General features: G+C 24.6%; 17 protein-coding genes and 1 tRNA gene. 8 read left to right on the top strand and 10 right to left on the bottom strand.

The features are described 5' to 3' along the window. The gene (locus H0H44_RS01175; protein WP_185871854.1) at positions 1 to 1,257 is read left to right on the top strand and encodes a 3-phosphoshikimate 1-carboxyvinyltransferase; all 1,257 of its coding nucleotides are present in this window, start codon (positions 1 to 3) and stop codon (positions 1,255 to 1,257) included. Here H0H44_RS01175 and H0H44_RS01170 read toward each other — a convergent pair. Then, a complete protein-coding gene (locus H0H44_RS01170; RefSeq protein ID WP_185871853.1) occupies positions 1,245 to 1,751 on the bottom strand; it encodes a C40 family peptidase in 507 nt (168 codons plus the stop codon). The two genes, H0H44_RS01175 and H0H44_RS01170, sit on opposite strands and share 13 nt — an antisense overlap. Positions 1,752 to 1,967: 216 nt before the next feature. On the opposite strand from H0H44_RS01170, the gene H0H44_RS01165 reads away from it, so the two are divergent. The 3 genes from H0H44_RS01165 (at position 1,968) to murI (ending at position 3,293) form a co-directional block, all read left to right on the top strand. Further along, a tRNA-Glu gene (locus H0H44_RS01165) sits at positions 1,968 to 2,039 on the top strand. An 18-nt stretch (positions 2,040 to 2,057) separates the two neighbouring features. Next, a complete protein-coding gene (gene rpsT, locus H0H44_RS01160) occupies positions 2,058 to 2,294 on the top strand; it encodes a 30S ribosomal protein S20 (RefSeq protein WP_185871852.1) in 237 nt (78 codons plus the stop codon). Between the two features lie 186 nt (positions 2,295 to 2,480). Then, entirely contained in the window at positions 2,481 to 3,293 is an 813-nt protein-coding gene (murI, locus tag H0H44_RS01155) for a glutamate racemase (RefSeq protein WP_185871851.1), read from the top strand. Here murI and H0H44_RS01150 read toward each other — a convergent pair. From H0H44_RS01150 to H0H44_RS01105, 9 genes are all read right to left on the bottom strand, one after another. Next, positions 3,280 to 5,559, bottom strand: a complete 2,280-nt coding sequence (locus H0H44_RS01150; protein ID WP_185871850.1) for an NADP-dependent malic enzyme — start codon at positions 5,557 to 5,559, stop codon at positions 3,280 to 3,282. The two genes, murI and H0H44_RS01150, sit on opposite strands and share 14 nt — an antisense overlap. A gap of 41 nt (positions 5,560 to 5,600) precedes the next feature. Beyond that, positions 5,601 to 6,050, bottom strand: coding sequence for a FixH family protein (locus H0H44_RS01145; protein WP_185871849.1), 450 nt, complete (start codon positions 6,048 to 6,050; stop codon positions 5,601 to 5,603). 33 nt (positions 6,051 to 6,083) lie between these two features. Then, positions 6,084 to 6,971, bottom strand: a complete 888-nt coding sequence (locus tag H0H44_RS01140) for a cbb3-type cytochrome c oxidase N-terminal domain-containing protein (protein ID WP_185871848.1) — start codon at positions 6,969 to 6,971, stop codon at positions 6,084 to 6,086. Positions 6,972 to 7,165: 194 nt separating this feature from the next. Beyond that, a complete protein-coding gene (ccoN, locus tag H0H44_RS01130; RefSeq protein ID WP_185871846.1) occupies positions 7,166 to 9,361 on the bottom strand; it encodes a cytochrome-c oxidase, cbb3-type subunit I in 2,196 nt (731 codons plus the stop codon). A gap of 8 nt (positions 9,362 to 9,369) precedes the next feature. Beyond that, the gene (gene ccoS / locus H0H44_RS01125) at positions 9,370 to 9,519 is read right to left on the bottom strand and encodes a cbb3-type cytochrome oxidase assembly protein CcoS (RefSeq protein ID WP_185871845.1); all 150 of its coding nucleotides are present in this window, start codon (positions 9,517 to 9,519) and stop codon (positions 9,370 to 9,372) included. A gap of 7 nt (positions 9,520 to 9,526) precedes the next feature. Beyond that, on the bottom strand, positions 9,527 to 11,770 hold the full coding sequence (locus tag H0H44_RS01120; protein ID WP_185871844.1) for a heavy metal translocating P-type ATPase: 2,244 nt from the start codon (positions 11,768 to 11,770) through the stop codon (positions 9,527 to 9,529). 67 nt (positions 11,771 to 11,837) lie between these two features. Beyond that, positions 11,838 to 12,233: a glycine cleavage system protein GcvH gene (gcvH, locus tag H0H44_RS01115; protein ID WP_185871843.1), complete on the bottom strand. Its 396-nt coding sequence runs from the start codon at positions 12,231 to 12,233 to the stop codon at positions 11,838 to 11,840. A gap of 31 nt (positions 12,234 to 12,264) precedes the next feature. Continuing rightward, positions 12,265 to 12,948, bottom strand: a complete 684-nt coding sequence (locus tag H0H44_RS01110) for a glycoside hydrolase family 73 protein (RefSeq protein WP_185871842.1) — start codon at positions 12,946 to 12,948, stop codon at positions 12,265 to 12,267. 59 nt (positions 12,949 to 13,007) lie between these two features. Next, positions 13,008 to 14,903, bottom strand: coding sequence for a putative porin (locus tag H0H44_RS01105; RefSeq protein WP_185871840.1), 1,896 nt, complete (start codon positions 14,901 to 14,903; stop codon positions 13,008 to 13,010). Between the two features lie 207 nt (positions 14,904 to 15,110). Between H0H44_RS01105 and H0H44_RS01100 the strand changes: the two genes are divergently transcribed. The 4 genes from H0H44_RS01100 to trpC are packed head-to-tail and all read left to right on the top strand — an operon-like array spanning position 15,111 to position 18,912. Further along, on the top strand, positions 15,111 to 16,526 hold the full coding sequence (locus H0H44_RS01100) for an anthranilate synthase component I family protein (RefSeq protein WP_185871838.1): 1,416 nt from the start codon (positions 15,111 to 15,113) through the stop codon (positions 16,524 to 16,526). 9 nt (positions 16,527 to 16,535) lie between these two features. Then, positions 16,536 to 17,114, top strand: a complete 579-nt coding sequence (locus H0H44_RS01095) for an anthranilate synthase component II (RefSeq protein WP_185871837.1) — start codon at positions 16,536 to 16,538, stop codon at positions 17,112 to 17,114. Between the two features lie 2 nt (positions 17,115 to 17,116). Continuing rightward, on the top strand, positions 17,117 to 18,115 hold the full coding sequence (gene trpD, locus H0H44_RS01090) for an anthranilate phosphoribosyltransferase (RefSeq protein ID WP_185871836.1): 999 nt from the start codon (positions 17,117 to 17,119) through the stop codon (positions 18,113 to 18,115). Further along, complete coding sequence (trpC, locus tag H0H44_RS01085; RefSeq protein WP_185871834.1) at positions 18,112 to 18,912, top strand: indole-3-glycerol phosphate synthase TrpC; 801 nt, start codon at positions 18,112 to 18,114, stop codon at positions 18,910 to 18,912. Before trpD ends, trpC begins: the two co-directional genes overlap by 4 nt.

The raw sequence follows: 18,912 nt of genomic DNA, 5'->3' as shown, positions 1-18,912 counted from the left end.
ATGTCTTCTTACATCAGAATTTATAAAAAAAAAAGAAATTTCTTATATGGTTCCATATCTATAACAGGTTCTAAAAGTATATCTAATCGTCTTTTAATTTTAAAAGCTATTTACAAAGATGATATTCAAATTGAAAATATTTCTAATTGTGAAGATACAGAGATATTAAAAAAAAGTTTGATTAATTCTTCAGATATATTAGATATTCATCATGCTGGAACTGCTATGCGTTTTTTAACTTCTTATTTTTCTATACAAGAGGGAAAAAAAGTGATATTAACAGGATCAAATAGAATGAAAGAAAGACCTATTTTTATTCTCGTAGAAGCTTTAAGAAAGCTAGGATCAAAAATTGATTATTTGGAAAAAGAAGGGTTTCCTCCAATACAAATTTTTGGAAAAAAAATTTTAGGAGGTGAAATAGATATGAATGCAAAGGTTAGTAGTCAGTATATAAGTTCTCTTATGTTAATAGCCAGTCAGTTTAAAATGGGTTTAAAAATCTTTCTCAAAGAAAACATTACATCTATTCCGTATATAAAAATGACTTTTGATTTACTAGTTTTGGCCGGAATAAAAGCTGATTGGAAAGGAAGAATTATCCATATTTATCCAGTAAAGAATAAAGATAAAAAATATTTTTATGTAGAATCAGATTGGAGTTCTGCTTCTTACTATTATTCTATGGCAACTGTTTCAAAAAAAAGCCATATTATTTTACGTTCATACAAAAGTACTAGTTTGCAAGGAGATAAAGAAGTCTATTTTATATATGATAAACATTTTGGGGTTTCTACTATTTTTGATAAAAATACAATAATATTAAAGAAAAAATCAAATTTTGTATTTCCAAAATTTATTGAATTGGATTTAAATAAAACACCAGACATTGCTCAAACTATTGTTGTAACTTGCGCGGCAATTGGTATAAAATGTAGTTTAAAAGGATTAGAAACATTGAAAATCAAAGAAACAGATAGATTACAAGCATTAAAAGAAGAACTTTTAAAATTTGGAGTGATCATAACAATTACGAATTCTAGTTTAGAAATAACAGATTTTTATAGAAAAAAAATAAGTTCTGTTATCAAGATTAAGACTTATCAAGATCACAGAATGGCAATGTCTTTTTCTACATTTGGATTATGTTATGATTTTCTAGAAATAGAAGACCCTAATGTTGTAGAAAAATCATATCCTAATTTTTGGAATGACTTAAAATCTTTAGAATTCTTAATTGATTCTTATGAAGAATAAAGAAGAATTCTTCTTGCCATGATAAATCTATGATTCCAATATTTTTGATATAATTGAGATATAATTATACCACTGGATGTAGACGCGTGAATAAAAAATATCTTACGATTGCTGATGTGTACTACCATTCCTACGTGGTTTATTTTTTTATTTAGTTTTGTTGAAAAAAATAATAAGTCTCCTTTTTCTATTTTATCTTTAGGTACAAAAGTACCTATTTTAGCTTGATTAGAAGAAATACGCGGTAAAAATATATGATAACAAGAAAAAATATTTTTTATGAATGCAGAGCAATCTAATCCATATTTATTAGTACCTCCATATCTATACGGAGTAAACATGTAATTTTTAGCTTTTTTTATGATAGATTCTATTTGTTCTTTAGAAAACAGTTTTTGATTGAAAAATTCAAAATAATTTTTTGAATTATTTTTTCTATTATATAGATTTTTTTTTCTGAAATAAATTTTTTCATATTTTTTATTATATTTCACATTCCCATATAACGAAATGGAATAATAAAAAATAAGAAATAAAATAATTTTATAACTTATAACAGACTTTTTTTTATTTTAAAAAATCGTAATAACCGTACAATTTTTATGAGTAAAAATAAAATAAGAACAAAACAAATAGATTGATAAATCTAAACAAAATACTTGTATTAAATATAAAAAAAATTTAATTTGTGACAATAAATTATTTTTATTGGCCCATTCGTCTATTGGTTAGGACGTCAGGTTTTCATCCTGGAAAGAGGGGTTCGATTCCCCTATGGGCTATAATCATTTTTATTTATTATGGCAAATCATTTATCTTCCTTTAAAAGAATCAGACAGAATCGTACTAGACGTTTGCGTAACAAGTATGTGTATAAAAGTACTAAGACAGCTATAAAAAAGTTTTTAGTAGATAGAAAAAATAAAAAACAATATTCTATTGTTGTTTCCATGATAGATAAACTGTCGAAAAAAAATATTATACATATGAATAAAGCTGCTAGATTGAAAAAAAAATTGACTAAAAAATTAAATTAAAATAATTTTTTTATCATGGATGCGCATGGATAAGGTAAGATATATTTTCATTGATTATCAAAATTTTTATACAAAATAAAATTCGTTTTACATTCTATTCATTAGAATATCCATAATAATATTGGTTTTTTTTATTTTTATCTGTATTTAAAATTTCTTTTCTTTTTAATTTGAATATGATAGAATATGGGAATAAGTCCATTATCTCCGATAGGAATATTCGATTCTGGAATTGGCGGCCTTCTTATAGCTAAAGAAATGAAAATTCAGATGCCAAATGAAGATTTTATTTATTTTGGTGACACAAAAAATATGCCTTACGGAGAAAAATCTAAAGAGTTTATTAGAGGTAATTCAATAAATATCGCTTCTTTTCTTTATAAAAAAAAATGTAAAGCTTTAGTTATAGCATGCAATTCTATTGCATCTAATGCTTTGGATCTAATTCAAAAAAAATTTCATAGAAAAATATTAATATTTAATGTCATAGATCCTGTAGCAAAAAATACAATTTTTCTTTCTTATAAAAGAATAGGAATAATTGCTACACCTGCTACTATACATTCAAATTATTATACAAAAAAGATAAAAAAACATTATCATCATTTAGATGTGGTTCAAATACCTACACCTTTATTAGCACCTATTATAGAAAATGGGTGGGAAATAAAAAAAATAAATTCTATCGTAAAAAATTATTTAAATCGTCTAAGATCAATAGACGCAATATTATTGGCTTGTACTCATTATTTATTCTTGAAGAAAGAGATAGAAAATTTTTATCATGGAGAAGTTCATTTAATTGATATACAAAAAATAGTAGTGAAAGAAATAAAAGAAAAATTAAGTGAAAAAAAATTGTTATGTTTATATCCTACCTATAATAAATTTCCTATTTTTTATACGTCTAGTCCTATTCCCTTTTTTTTCAAGAAAAAAGTCCGAATTCTTTTCGGAAAAAAAGTGTTTTTCAAAACACATATTTTCAATTATGTCTAATTTGTGCGTCTATCACAGCTAAAGTAGCTAAATTAACTATTTCTTCTATACTTGATTGCATTTGCATAACATGTGCTGGTTTACGCATTCCTAACATAACAGGACCTATAGTTTGAACATCTCCTAATCCTCTAATAAATTTATAAGTTAAATTTCCTGATTCTAAATTTGGAAAAATAAAAATATTTGCTCTTTTTTTAACAAGTTTAGAAAAAGGAAATTTACTAGATAGTAAAAATTCATTTAAAGCAAAATCAGGTTGTACTTCTCCATCTACTATCAAGTTTGGATATTTTTTATGTAAAAAAGATACTGTTTGAGAAACTTTGGAAGATGTTTTTGAATTAGATGAAAAGTTTTGAAAAGACAACATAGCTATACGTGGTTCAATATCAAACTTTTTAACTACGTTAGCAGCCATTATGGCTATTCTAGCTAATTCTTTACTTGTAGGATCCGGAATAACAGCTGTATCTGCTAAAAATAAAGGCCCACGTTTTGTTAATAAAATCATCATTCCTGCCGTTTTGTGAACAAAATCAGCTTTACCTATTACTTCTAACATAGGACGTAAACTTAATGAAAAACTCCTAGAATACCCCGTAATAACAGCATCTGCTTTTTCTTGATCCACCATCATAGCTCCAAAATGATCATTGGTTCGCATACGGATTTTCGAATCATATAAAGTTAAACCTTTTCTATTCCTTCTTTTCCAAAGAATTTTGGCAAAATTTTCTACTTTTTCTATATTTTCTTCTTTTTCTGGATCTACAATTTCCAATTCAATATCTAAATTATTTTCATTAATTAAACGTTTAATACGATTTTCATTTCCTAATACTATGGGAACAGATATAATGCCTTCTTCGCGAAGAATTTGAACAGATTTTAAAATATCATATTCTTCTCCATTACAAAAAATAACTTTTTTAGGATTTGTACGTGCTCTATTTTGAATCATTCGAAGCATTTTACTTTCATATCCCATTCTATCGAGTAGTTTTTCTTGATATTTTTTCCAGTCTAAAATAGGATTTCTTGCTACACCAGAATCCATTGCCGCTTTTGCTACAGCAGGAGAAACACGAGTAATTAAACGATTATCAAAAGGTTTTGGAATAATATATTCTTTTCCAAAAGAAAGATTTTTTTTATTGTAAACAATATTTACCTGTTCTGGAACAGGTTCTTTTGCTAAAGAAGATATAGCATATACTGCCGCAAGTTTCATTTCATCATTTATAACATTAGCATGGACATCTAACGCTCCTCTGAATATATAAGGGAATCCTAACACATTATTCACCTGGTTTGGATAATCACTTCTTCCTGTAGCCATAATAACATCTGGACGTGCTTTAATAGCTAAGTTATAATCTATTTCTGGATCAGGGTTAGCCATAGCAAACACAATAGGATCTTTTGCCATACTTTTTAACATGCTAGGTGTGAGTACTCCTCCTATAGATAAACCTATAAAAACATCCACTCCATTAATAGCTTGTTCCAATTTTTTAATTGGATAAATATTTACGGAAAATTCTTTTTTTTCTTTATTTAGATCTTTCCTCGAAATATGCAATAACCCCTTACTATCAAACATGAGAATATTTTCAGGTTTAACTCCAAGTTTTTTATATGTTCTTGCACAAGAAATAGCTGCAGCTCCAGCTCCATTAACTATCATTTTAATTTCATTAATCTTTTTTCCTACATAAGTGGTCGCATTGAGCAATGCAGCACCAGAAATAATAGCTGTTCCATGCTGATCATCATGCATAACAGGAATATTAAGTTCTTTTTTAAGTCTTCTTTCTATTTCAAAAGCTTCTGGCGCTTTTATATCTTCTAAGTTAATTCCACCAAAAGTAGGAGAAATTGCTTTGACTGTTTCTATAAATTTTTCTGGATCCGATTCATTTATTTCTATATCAAAAACATCAATACCTGAAAATATTTTGAATAAAAGAGCTTTACCTTCCATTACAGGTTTAGAAGCTAATGCTCCAATGTCACCAAGACCTAATACAGCGGATCCATTAGTTATCACTGCTACAAGATTTCCTTTAGATGTGTATTTATACACTTCTATAGAAGAACGAGCAATTTCTTTACAAGGTTCAGCGACTCCAGGTGAATAAGCAAGAGATAAGTCTCTTTGACTACTATATTTTTTTGTAGGGGTAATTTGTATTTTTCCAGAAGGAAACTGACTATGATAACTTAAAGATTCTTTTCGAAGATTACTTATATTTTTTCTCATTATATTTAATAAAATTAAAATTTTGAAAACAAAAAAAATATTTATTTATTCCAAAATAAATCTTTTTCAAAAAAATATTTTTTATTTGTTTTCCATCTGATTATAAGCCTATAGTGTCCTTTTTTTAAAAATTTTTTAGGAATCAATAATATCTTTTTGGAAGATTTTGATATTTCAAAAGATTGCGAAAAATCCAAATCTTTAGAAGAAAATCTAAGTAAAGTAAAAAAACCAGAAATATTATTGTTAACAGGAGGAAATATTATCTCAATTCCAGAATAAAAAATAAAAACTTTTATTTCTACAGGAAGTTCTGACGTATTCTTTTTCTCATTTATAATTTCTTGATATTTCATTTCTTCTTCATAATATCTATCTGTCATAAGTTGACTTCCTACATGTGGAAAAAAAAAAGTAATGTAAATAATAAAGGTAATAAAAATAAATAAAGATAACATAATTCCAATATCCCAACTGAACTTTATTTTCATAATAAAAATTTTTTTTACAAAAAAATAAATAAATTACATTTTACTCCATTTTGTTATTTTTATTCCTTGAGGAGCTTTCCCTGCTAAAGGTTTTTTAGATTTTTTATTTATAAAATAAACATAACTGGATATTTTTTCAATATCATTTCCTTTAATTTCTCCTGATTTACCAAAAGCACGCATAGTTGGATTATTGACACTTCCATTCCATATTACAGAATATATATTTTTGAATAAATCCTTTTCTTTTTTATTAATCCAGTAATCATCTGTTAAATTAGGCCCTATATTTCCACTTCCATCCGATTGATGACAAGTAGCACAATTTTCATCAAAAAGAATTTTTCCACTATTGATTAAATTTTCTTTAAAAGAAGCATTTTCTATAGTTACTTGTGGACTGTTTTTTTCAAAAATCTCAATTTCTTTTAATTGATTTTTATAAGCTATATCATATTCTTTGTAAGGATTAGAGTAATCTATTAACAAATAAGAAAAAAAATAAATTGCGGAAAAAACAATTGTTAAATAAAAAAGATGGATCCACCACATAGGTAATTTATTATCCAATTCTATAATTCCATCAAATCCATGATCTATTTTTTTAACTTCATTATGAGTCATCCTTTTATAATCGTAAAATATAAATTTGTAAAGCCTATAAAAATAATTCCCTTCATTTTCTTCAAAAATTTTTTTCCTTTCTTCTTTTGAAAAAGATTGTAATTTTTTTCTAAAAATTAAATTATTAATAGATTCTAAAATATACAATAATATCGTAGTTATACTAACAAAAAATATAGTAACAGGATGTACTAAATAAGATATGTGATTATAACTTACAAAAAATACATAAAGCATAAATATAATAACAGATAAAAAAGAAGGAATCATAATAAAAGAAGGAATTTTAGATCTCATAACCTTTTATTTCTTTCTAAAGGAATCAAACTTATTTTACGATAATATTTATTAGATCTTGAAAACACAAAAAATATTACAAAAAAAAATGATAATAAAAATAAAATCAACATAATAGATTGAAAAATACCTATATTTTTTTCTCCTGTAAAGTATTGTTTTAAAAAACTTATCATTATTTTTCTTTTTTTTTATTAAGATTTTATATCTGTACCTAATCTTTGTAAATAAGCAATAAGAGCTATAATTTCTCTTTCTTCTAATGGGATAAATTTTTCTTTTTCTATTTTTTTTTGTTTTTCTATTTCTTTTTTTAAACTGGGATATTCTTTATAAATATCATGTACGATTTGATTTGCTTGGTGATCCATATCTTGATTTACATTTTTTATATATTTTAAAGTATATGGAACACCTAATTTTATCATTGCTTTTATTTTTTTATCTGTATTGGATCTATCCAATTTGTTATAAATCAACCAAGGATACCTCGGCATAATAGATCCAGGAGAAGTAGAACGAGGATTGTACATATGATTGAAATGCCAAGAATTAGGATTTTTTCCTCCTTCTCTAGCTAAATCCGGACCTGTTCTTTTAGAACCCCAAAGAAATGGATGGTCATATACAAATTCTCCAGCTTTAGAATATTCTCCATAACGAACAACTTCATCTCTAAACGGACGAACTTGAGCACTGTGACAAGCATTGCATCCTTCTCTAACAAATAAATCTCTTCCTTCTAATTCTAAGGCTTTATAAGGTTTGATATTATGAATAGTAGGGACATTAGACTTGATTACTAAAGTAGGAATAATTTCAATAAAACCTCCAATAGCTATTGCTACAAAAGAAAGAATTGTAAATTGTATTGGTTTTTTTTCTAACCACCCATGAAATGTTTCACTCTTATTTTTTGTATCTGTATTACCATAAAATGGATCACACTTGAATTCTTCATTATTTAATGAATAACCTTGTTTAATTGTTCTAAAAATATTATAAATCATTAGAATGAAACCCAAAAAATAAATAATTCCACCTAAAAATCTAATTTTATAAAATGGTATAATAGATAAAACAGAATCTAAGAAATTTTTATAAACTAAAGTTCCATCAGGATTGAATTTTTTCCACATACCAGATTGTATAACAGATCCAAAATACATAGGAAAAATGTATAAAATAATCCCTAAAACACCAAACCAAAAATGAATATTTACCAATAGTATGGAATATAATTTTGTGTTCCATATTTTCTGAGTTAACCAGTATATGATTCCAAAAGCCATAAAACCATTCCATCCTAAAGTTCCTAAATGAACATGAGCAATAACCCAATCTGTAAAATGTCCTATAGAATTTAGAGTTTTAGTTGCTAACATAGGTCCTTCAAAAGTAGCCATCCCATAACAAGTAATTCCGACTACAAAAAATTTTAAAATAGGGTTCGTTTTCATTTGATTCCAAGCACCTCTTAAAGTAAGTAAACCATTTAACATTCCACCCCAAGAAGGCGCAATCAACATAATTGAAAAAATAGTACCCAACATTTGAGCCCAATTAGGAAGAGATGTATACATCAAATGATGAGGTCCGGCCCAAATGTATATAAATATCAATGACCAAAAATGTATAATAGAAAGTTTATAAGAAAAAATGGGTTGATTAGATGCTTTTGGAACAAAATAATACATTAAACCCAATATAGGTGTAGTTAAAATGAATGCTACTGCATTATGACCATACCACCATTGCATTAAAGCGTCTTGTACTCCAGCATATATAGAATAACTTTTGAAAGATAAAAGAGATATAGGTAATTCAAGATTGTTAAATACATGTAACATACCTACGGCTACCCATGTTCCTAATAAAAACCAAACACTAACATATAAATGTTTAATTTTTCTTTTCAGAATACTGCCAATTATATTAATTCCATAAATAATCCAAATAAAAAACACTCCTATATCTATGGGCCATTCATGTTCAGCATATTCTTTACTTGTATTAATTCCTAATAAAAAAGTAATCCAAGTAGAAATAATAAATATTTGCCATCCCCAAAAATGAATCCAACTGAGAAGATCACTAAAAATTCTAGTTTTCAATAGACGTTGTAAAGAATAATAATAACCAGTGAAAATAATATTTCCTACAAAAGCAAAAATAGCAGTACTTGTATGTAACATTCTCCATCTCCCAAACCCTATGATTCCCTGAGAATTTTTCAGATTTTCTCCAAAAATAAGTTCAGGAATTTCAGGAGAAAATAATAATAAAGCTATAAATAATCCAGCTAAAAATCCAACAAGTGCCCAAAATATCGTAGCATATAAAAAAGCTTTTACTATACTGTTATTATAATAATATGTTTTTAATTTCATCCAAAAATTTAATTTTTTTCAAAATCATCAATTAAAATTCTTACACTGGGAGATTCATAATCATCAAATTGTCCAGAATAAAGACCAATTAAAAAAAATATAAGAAAAAATGCTCCCAAAGAAATACTAGATAATATCATAATAATTAATATATCCATAAAAAAATTAAAATGTCAATTTTCGTGAAATAATCCAAGTAGATATAAGAGAAAAAAAAATAACAGAAAAAGAACTTAAAGGCATTAAAATAGCAGCTATAAGAGGTTTTAAATTTCCAGTTATTGCAAAAAAAATTCCTATAATGTTATAAAATAAACTAATCATAAAATTGAAAAATACTAATTTTGTAGAAATTTTGGATATTTTCAAAAATAAAAAAATTTGATTCAAACAATTAGATTGCATAAAAGCATCACAATTTGGAAAAAAAGTAGTTGGATTTTCGGATATAGCAACTCCGACTTCACTTTGATTCAATGCAGCACAATCGTTAATTCCATCTCCAAACATCATAATTTTTTCTCCTTTTTTTTGTAATTTTTTAACATGATTTAATTTATCTTCTGGACTTTGGTTAAAATAAACTTTACTATCTCTTGGTAAGATTGATTTTAAATATTTTTTTTCTAAATCATTTTGATCTCCAGAAAGAATAAGAATTTTGTATTCTTTTAAATCTCGAAACATTTTTTCTATTCCCTCACGATAATAATTTCTAAATAAAAAATAACCTATCAATTGATTATTTATAGAAATAAAAACTGTTGTTTGGTTTATTTCATTTTTATTTTCTGTAATTCCTAAATATTTTTTAGATCCGATCTTAACCGGTATGTTTTTTTTTATAAAACCTTCTACTCCTTTACCTAAAATTTCTTTAAAATTTTCTATAAAATAGAAATTTTTTATGGACAATTCTGATAATATTTTTTGGCTTAAAGGATGACTTGAATGTTTCAATAAAGAAGCAATAATTTTTTTTTCTTCATTTTTCATATTTCCCACAAAAAATATTTTCTCTTTATTGAGATCTGTTATTGTTCCAGTTTTATCAAAAATCAAAGTTTTAACTGAAGAAATCCTTTCCATTGTAAAAATATCTTTTACATAAAAACCTTTCTTGGAAAAGAAACGTATAATATTTCCAAAAATTAATGGAGTGGAAAGAACTAAAGCACAAGGACAAGTAATAATCAAAACGGAAAAAATTGTTTGAAAAACTTTTGAAACATCATTATTAAACGACCAATATATTCCAGTTATAAGGGAAATTATCAAAACTGTAGGAGTAAAATACTGACTAAATTTAGTAGATATAGAATTTAAATCAAACAATTTTTTATGAAATCCCATATTTGATTTACTCTTATTCCACAACAGACTTAAATAACTATGATCCACATTTTTAATTACTTTTATAACGATAGCTTCTCCCCTTTGTTTAGAACCAGCATAAATTCGTTCTCCTATTTTTTTATTAATCAAATAAGATTCTCCTGTAATAAAACTATTATCTAATATAGCATTTCCTTTTATTAGTACAGAATCAGAAGGAATAATTTCCTCATTTTTGATCAAAATCATATCTTCTTTTTTTAAAGAAGAAAGCAAAATTTTTTCTTCTTTTCCATTGCTATATACTTTCGTTATTAAAGCTGGATAAAAAGATTTATAATTTTTGTTAAAAGATAAAATTTTATTATGAGTATGTATTTGAAATATTCTACTCATAAGTAGAAATAATGAAAAACTAGAAAGGCTATCAAAATAACCAGGACCTAAATCAAAAAAAACTTCATAACAACTCCATAAAAAAAGAACTAATATTCCAACAGAAATTGGGACATTCATATTTATAACATTTTTTTTTAATCCTAAAAAAGCATGTCTGATATGATCAGAAAAAGAAAATATTCCTACAGGAAAAGATAAAATTAACATTAAATAATGGAAAAAACTCCGGTTTTTTACGAACCATACATCTTCTTGTTTAGCGCCAAAATATTCTGGAATAGCTAAAAGCATAATATTTCCAAAACAGAAAAAATAAATAGCTAGTTTTCCTATTAATTCTCTTCCAAATAAATTGAAATTATTTCTTCTATTTTCTAGAGATTCAAAATTAACAGATGGTTTATATCCTATGTTATCAAGAAATTTAGCTATATCACTTAACTTAAGTTTAACATTATTAAATGTTATCCAAACCTGTTTACTAGAAAAATCAACAGTAGAATTCAAAATATTTTTATTTATGTTTGGTAGGTTTTCCAAAATAAAAATACAAGAACTACAATAAATAGAAGGAATTAAAAAACGGACTGTAGTAATATTTTTATGATTAAAATCAATTATTTTATCTGCAATCTTTTCATTATCAAGAAAATCAAAAATATTCTTTGTTTTCATATTTTCATATCTTAATGATGTAAGTACATATATTTTTTCATGTAATCATGTTATAATAAACCAACTCTTAGTTGGATTCCTGTATATATTTTTGATATTCTTTTGAAGACATTAATTTATCATATTCTTCAATGTCTATAATTTCTATACGAATAATCCATCCTTCTTTATAAGAACTTTTGTTAATTAATTCTGGTTTAGATAATAATTTTTTATTAATTTCAAGAACGCTACCTGAAACAGGCATAAACAAATCTGAAACAGTTTTTACTGCTTCTATTGTCCCAAATGAGTTTTCTATTTTAATTTTATTTCCTATTATGGAATCTTCTATATCCAAATAAACAATGTCTCCTAACTCATTTTGAGCAAAATGAGTAATACCTATACAAGCTTGATTTTTATCATTGGGTATACTTATCCATTCATGATTTTTACTATATTTTAAATTATTAGGATTCATATTTTTTTTTAATAACTTTTAAATTTTTCATTTAATTAGGATGATTCATTTTCATGTTGTTCAATTTTCTTTTTATGTAAATAAAAATTTTATAAAAAAAATGTAATTTTTTATTAAATATCCTGAACAAATAATTTTTATTGTTTTTTCTTATAAAATCCAAGTATTGATTAATTCTTTTTTCTATACTATAAGAAGAATTTTGATCAAATTTCCATAAATAATACTTTTCTATTTGATCAATTAATAAATTTGCATAATTTAGGGATGTAGCATAACCTGCTTTTTTTAATTCTAAAGCCCAGGCTTGATAATCATCTTTTTGAAGATGAAATAATTTTGAATAACGTGGTTGTTTCAAAAATTTAGAATGATCATGAAAAGATTCTTGTACGGAATTATACTTTCGAAAACATTCTTTTGGAAGATCATCATCATGATAATAAACATCTCCTATCCAATTCTTTCCACATTTGATTCCAAAATGATTATTTGTAGATTTTGATAAAGAACTATTTCCACTAGAAGATTCCAAAATACCTTGACCTAATTTAATACTAGCTGGTATTCCAAATTTTTCCATTTCTTCAATAGCAAAGACAGCATACTTTTTAATATATTCAATGACATTTTCTTCTTTTTTTTTATTCTCTTGTGAGTGTAAATGGAAAGAAAATAATGATATTATCAAAAAAAAATAAAAAAAATTTTTCATTTTTATTAACTTTTGATAAACAAAATTACATTTTTTTTTATATACTGATTTTTTCAATCTTAAGTAAAAAGATTCCATAATAAACCAGTTTTAATGAATAAATTATTATCATGAGAATTGTAAACATTATAAAATCCTATATTTTCTATACTGAAATAGAGTATAGTTCTGTTTATTTTAAAATTAAAAAAATAATTTATAAAAGGGGTCCCTCCAATTTCATTAATAGAAACACATTCTTTTTTAGAAGAAAAAGTTTGAAAATCGAAAGGATAATAAATTTTTTTGTAATAAAAATTGTTGAAATAATGAAAAGAAAAACCTGTTTGTATAAATAAAGCATCATGAAAGTAATTATCTTTGTAAAAGATCGTATTTCTATATAAAAAACTGGGAGCAGAAAAAACTAATGGATTTGAGTCATATTTATGATACAGAAAAATATTATTTATTTGAAATTTCCATATATCATATGTAGTTTTAATTTTAAATCCATATAATTGAACATGCTTACGAGATGATAATTTTTCCGTTTCTTGTTCTTGATCTTGAAATAAATGATTTAATCTAGATACATAAAAAGAAAGATAATATTTTTCTTCATGAGAATTTAAAGAAAAATTTATTGTTTCTTTCCGATTAAAGGACAGAATATTTTTTTGTTTATTATTATAATAATCTTGGTTTTTTTTTAAAATATAAATAGGAATAAAATTATTGTAAAAACCATAATCATTTTTGTCAATGCTTAATTGAGTTGAAATCCTAAATTTTGGAAATAGAAATGTATTCAATATGATATTTCCATTAAAAAAAGGTTTTTTAATATTATTATCTACAATCCATTTTCCATTTGAATAAAATTCAAAAAAATTGTTAATAGGATAATGAATTTTAGTTTGTATTGATAAATTATTTATATTCTTATTTTTATAAATACTATTATTAAATATTTGATAATATATTCTATCGAATATAGATCCTATTTCTAAATTAATCTTTCTATGATTTAGAATCAAAAATAAACCATTTCTTAAATAAGAATGTTTAATTTTTTCTTTTTGTAAATCTTGAAATATAGAATATTTTTCGTATTCCACATAGTTTTTTAATAAAAATGATTTGTTCTTTTCTTTTAAAGAAGAGATTTTTTTAATAAAGTTTATATAAAATCTATTATGAATTAATTTTTTATGATAAAATAAGATGTTTTTGCAATCCTTCCATTTTAGATTGGGAATTTCTTCTTTATCTTTTACATCAAATTTTTGATAAATATGATGACCCCATAATTTGTAATTATAATCATTTTGATCTTGATAATTAAAAGTATTTAAAATTAAATTTTTACTTTTTTCAGTCTCATTTTCTGATTCTGAATGAAAATTTCTATACTCTATAGAATAATTAGTGTTTTCATAAAAATTTTGTGAAAATAAACCACCCAACGTTTTTTCTTTTTTTAAAAAATCATTTATATAAAAAATTTCTGAAATAGGAGTTTTGACATCAAAATATTTAATTTTTTCACGGTAAAAAAAAATATCATTAAAAAAATGCATTTTTTTAGGCATATTTTCATTAAAATTTTCTTTTGTTATTTCTTCATTTATATTAGAGATAAGTAAATCTTTACCACCAATAAACAATAATCCAATATTATCATTTTTAAAAAAATTGTGAGAATGATATTTTTTTATAGAAAAATCATTTTCTATAAAAGTTCTCTTTCGATTTTTTTCTTCTGTCCAAAATTTATAATCCTGATAAGTAGGATGATAAAATCTTATATTTTCATTATCAAACATTTTTATTTGATTTTCATTATCAAACATTTTTATTTGATTTTCATTATCAAACATTTTTATTTGATTTTCATTAAAATGGAAGTTTATCATCTTTTTTTCCATACTTTGAGATCCAAAAAGGAATAAAATAGAAATGAATATTTTCATATAACTAAATTATGAATTACAATATTTATAATTAAAATCCATAAATAGGAAAAATTTATTTATATTTGCATAATGTAAATGTCATTTCTAAAAAAGAACTCTTCAATTTTATATTTATAATAATTAAGTTAAATGTTGTTGTATAACAATATTTTGAGGCTTGTCTTTATGACGGCCTTTTTTTTATCATTCAAAACACCATAAACCATGTTTAAATTTAATTTTAGAACTATTCAGAAAAAAATTTTTGCTGATAGTGTTACACCAATAGAATTATATTTAAAATTAAGAGATATTTTTCCTAATACATTATTATTAGAATATTCTGATTATCAAATTTTCAAAAGTAATTCTTCTATTATTTGTATTGATCCAATTTCTGAACTTATTTTAGATCAAAATGTACTACGAATATCATATCCTAATTGTGTTCATAAACATATTTTTATAAATGATAAATTAGATATACAAATTTTAATTGAAGACTTTTTTAAAAAATTTGAAAATGAAAATATAACCATTTCTTATTCAGGTTTATATGGATATATATCTTATGATAGTATTCAATATTTTGAAAAAATTCAATTTCATGCTCCAATTAAAAAAATATATGATCTTCCAAAAATACGATTTGGATTTTATAAAAACTTGATTGTGTTTCATCATTTTCAGCATGAAATATATGTAATTGAACATCAGTTTTATAACAATAAAAATGAAAAAAAGACAAATATCAATCAGTTGATTAAATTGATTAAAAAGAAAAATTTTCCATCTTTTCCATTTAAATCTGTAGGAATCCGTCATTCAAATGTAACAGATGTAGAATATAAAAAAATGGTATCTATAGGAATAAAAGCTTGTTTACGTGGAGATGTTTTTCAAATTGTATTATCCCGTCAGTTTCAACAAAAATTTATAGGAGATGAATTTAATGTATATCGTGCTTTGCGATTCATAAACCCTTCGCCATATCTTTTTTATTTCGATTATGGAAATTATAAATTATTTGGTTCATCACCTGAATCACAGCTTATTATCAATAAACAAGTTGCCTATATTAACCCAATAGCAGGAACAATGCGAAGATCAGGAGATAAAAATAAAGACAAACAACTATCCGAAAATCTTGAAAATAATCCAAAAGAAAATGCAGAACATGTTATGTTAGTAGATTTAGCGAGAAATGATCTTAGTAAAAATTCTTACAATGTAAAAGTAGAAGAATTTAAAGAAATCCAAGTATTTTCTCACGTATTACACATGGTATCTAAAGTATCCGGAAAGCTAGAAAAAAACATACCACTTATAAAAGTATTTGGAGATACTTTTCCTGCAGGAACTCTTTCTGGAGCCCCTAAGTACAAAGCTATGGAATTAATTGATAAAATTGAAAATCAACATAGAGGAATATATGGAGGCGCAATTGGTTTTTTTGGATTAAATAATTCTTGTATTAATACAGCCATAATTATTCGTTCTTTTATAAGTAAAAATAACATTCTATTTTTTCAAGCTGGAGCAGGAATTGTTTCTGATTCTAAAGAGGAGAAAGAATTAGAAGAAGTAAATAACAAACTTATGGCCTTATTTAAAGCTATAGAATTAGCTAAAAATATATGATAAAGTATTATGATGAATAAAATACTAATTTTGGATAATTATGATTCTTTTACTTATAATCTTGTTCATGCTGTAAAGAAATTAACAAAAAATCCTATACAAGTATCTAGAAATAATGAAATTAAACTCTCTGATATAGAAAAATATAATAAGATTATTCTTTCTCCAGGACCTGGAATACCCGATGAAGCACATATTTTAAAACCTTTAGTGAAAACCTTTGCTTCTACTAAAAGTATTTTTGGAGTTTGTTTAGGTCAACAAGCCATAGGAGAAGTTTTTGGAGCTACACTTCTGAACACAAAAAAAGTTTATCATGGAATATCTAGCATAATCGAAATAATAGATCCAAAAGAAATTTTATTTGAACAATTACCTAAAAAAATTCAAGTAGGTCGTTATCATTCTTGGATTATATCCCAAAATAATTTTCCTGAAGAACTTAAAATTACAGCAATTGGAGATAGAGGAGAAATTATGGCTTTACGTCATAAATGTTATGATGTACGTGGAGTACAATTTCATCCAGAATCTATTTTAACTCCATATGGAGAAAAGATTATAGATAATTGGTTGAATTTAAATTAATTATGAATAAAATATTAGAAAATCTTTTTTTAGAACAAACATTGACAAAACAAGAAGCTAAAAATTTTTTTATAGAATTATCAAAAGGTAATGTTAATAAAACACAAACTATAGCTATAGCTACTATATACAATATGAGATATCCTACTTTAGAAGAAATAAGAGGTTTTAGACAGGCTATGATGGAATTATCCATCAAAATAAATCTTACAGAATTTAATGCTATTGATATAGTAGGAACAGGCGGAGATGGAAAAAATACTTTTAATATTTCTACTTTGGCATGTTTTATAGTAGCAGGAACAGGGGAAAAAGTGATTAAACATGGAAGTTTTAGTTCTTCCTCTATTAGTGGGTCTTCAAATATATTAAAAGGATTAGGATACAATTTTACTAACAATGAAGAAAATTTGAAAAATCAATTGGATAAAGTAGGAATTTGTTATTTACATGCTCCCATATTTCATCCTGTATTGAAAACTCTATCTGTAATAAGAAAGGAATTAGGAGTTAAAACTATTTTTAATACACTTGGTCCACTATTAAATCCTGGTAAACCCAAAAATCAATTGTTAGGAGTTAATAATTTAGAATTAGCAAGAACATATTACTATATGTATCAAAATACAAAAAACAATTATGCTATTATTCATAGTTTAGATGGTTATGATGAAATAACACTCACTAGTGATATCAAATATTATTCTCCAAAAGGAGTACGACATTATTCTATAGAAGAATTAGAAATAGGAGAAAAAACAATTAAAATAAATCCAAATGAACTAAAAGGAGGAAAAAATACAGAAGAAAATATTCGTATATTTATGAGTGTTTTATCTGGAGATGGAACTTTATCTCAAAATAAAGTTGTTTTAATAAATGCCACATTTGCATTATGTTTGTTAAATCAAGATACTTTTGAAAATAATTATGATAAAGCAAAACGTTCATTAAAAAGTGGACAAGCAAAGAATATTCTAAAAAAATTATTAAGTTTATGAATATTCTTGAAAAAATTGTTTTCGTAAAACAAAAAGAAGTATCTAATAATAAAATTAGATATCCTATCAAAAAACTGGAAAAAAGTCTTTCTTTTGAAAGAAAAACTTTTTCTCTCGTAAAAAATATAAGAAATAGTCATACAGGTATCATTGCAGAATTTAAATGTAAATCTCCATCTAAAGGAGTTATAAATAAGGCGGTCTCAATAGAGAAAGTAATTAAAGATTATGAATTAGCAGGAGTTAGTGGAATATCTATTCTTACAGATCAGAATTTTTTTTCTGGTAAAAATGAAAATTTGGAAAAATCACGATCTATAGTTTCTATCCCTATCTTAAGAAAAGATTTTATTATTGATGAATATCAAATTATCGAATCTAAATCTATGGGAGCAGATGTAATTTTATTGATTGCTAGTATTCTTTCTAAAAATCAAATATATAACTTTTCAAAAGTTGCAAAAAGTATTGGTTTAGAAATTATTATTGAAATTCATGATGAATTCGAAATAAATAAAATAACGGATAATTTAGATATTGTAGGAATTAATAATCGAGATTTGCACACTTTTGTTATAGATCATAACAATTGTTTTAGATTATCTTCGAAAATTTCTAATAATTACATAAAAGTTGCAGAAAGTGGAATCGACGATATTAATTATATATTAGAATTAAAAAAACAAGGATTTAAAGGTTTTCTAATTGGAGAATTTTTTATGAAAAAAAAAAATCCTGGAATCTCTTGCAAAGATTTTATAAAATCTTTATCAAAAAAATTAAATAAAATCAATTGA

The sequence above is a fragment of the Blattabacterium cuenoti genome (assembly GCF_014252115.1).
GTDB classification, from domain to species: Bacteria; Bacteroidota; Bacteroidia; order Flavobacteriales; family Blattabacteriaceae; genus Blattabacterium; species Blattabacterium cuenoti_AK.
The sequence above is the reverse complement of the archived record's forward strand: the minus strand, read 5'-3'. Positions and strand labels throughout refer to the sequence as shown.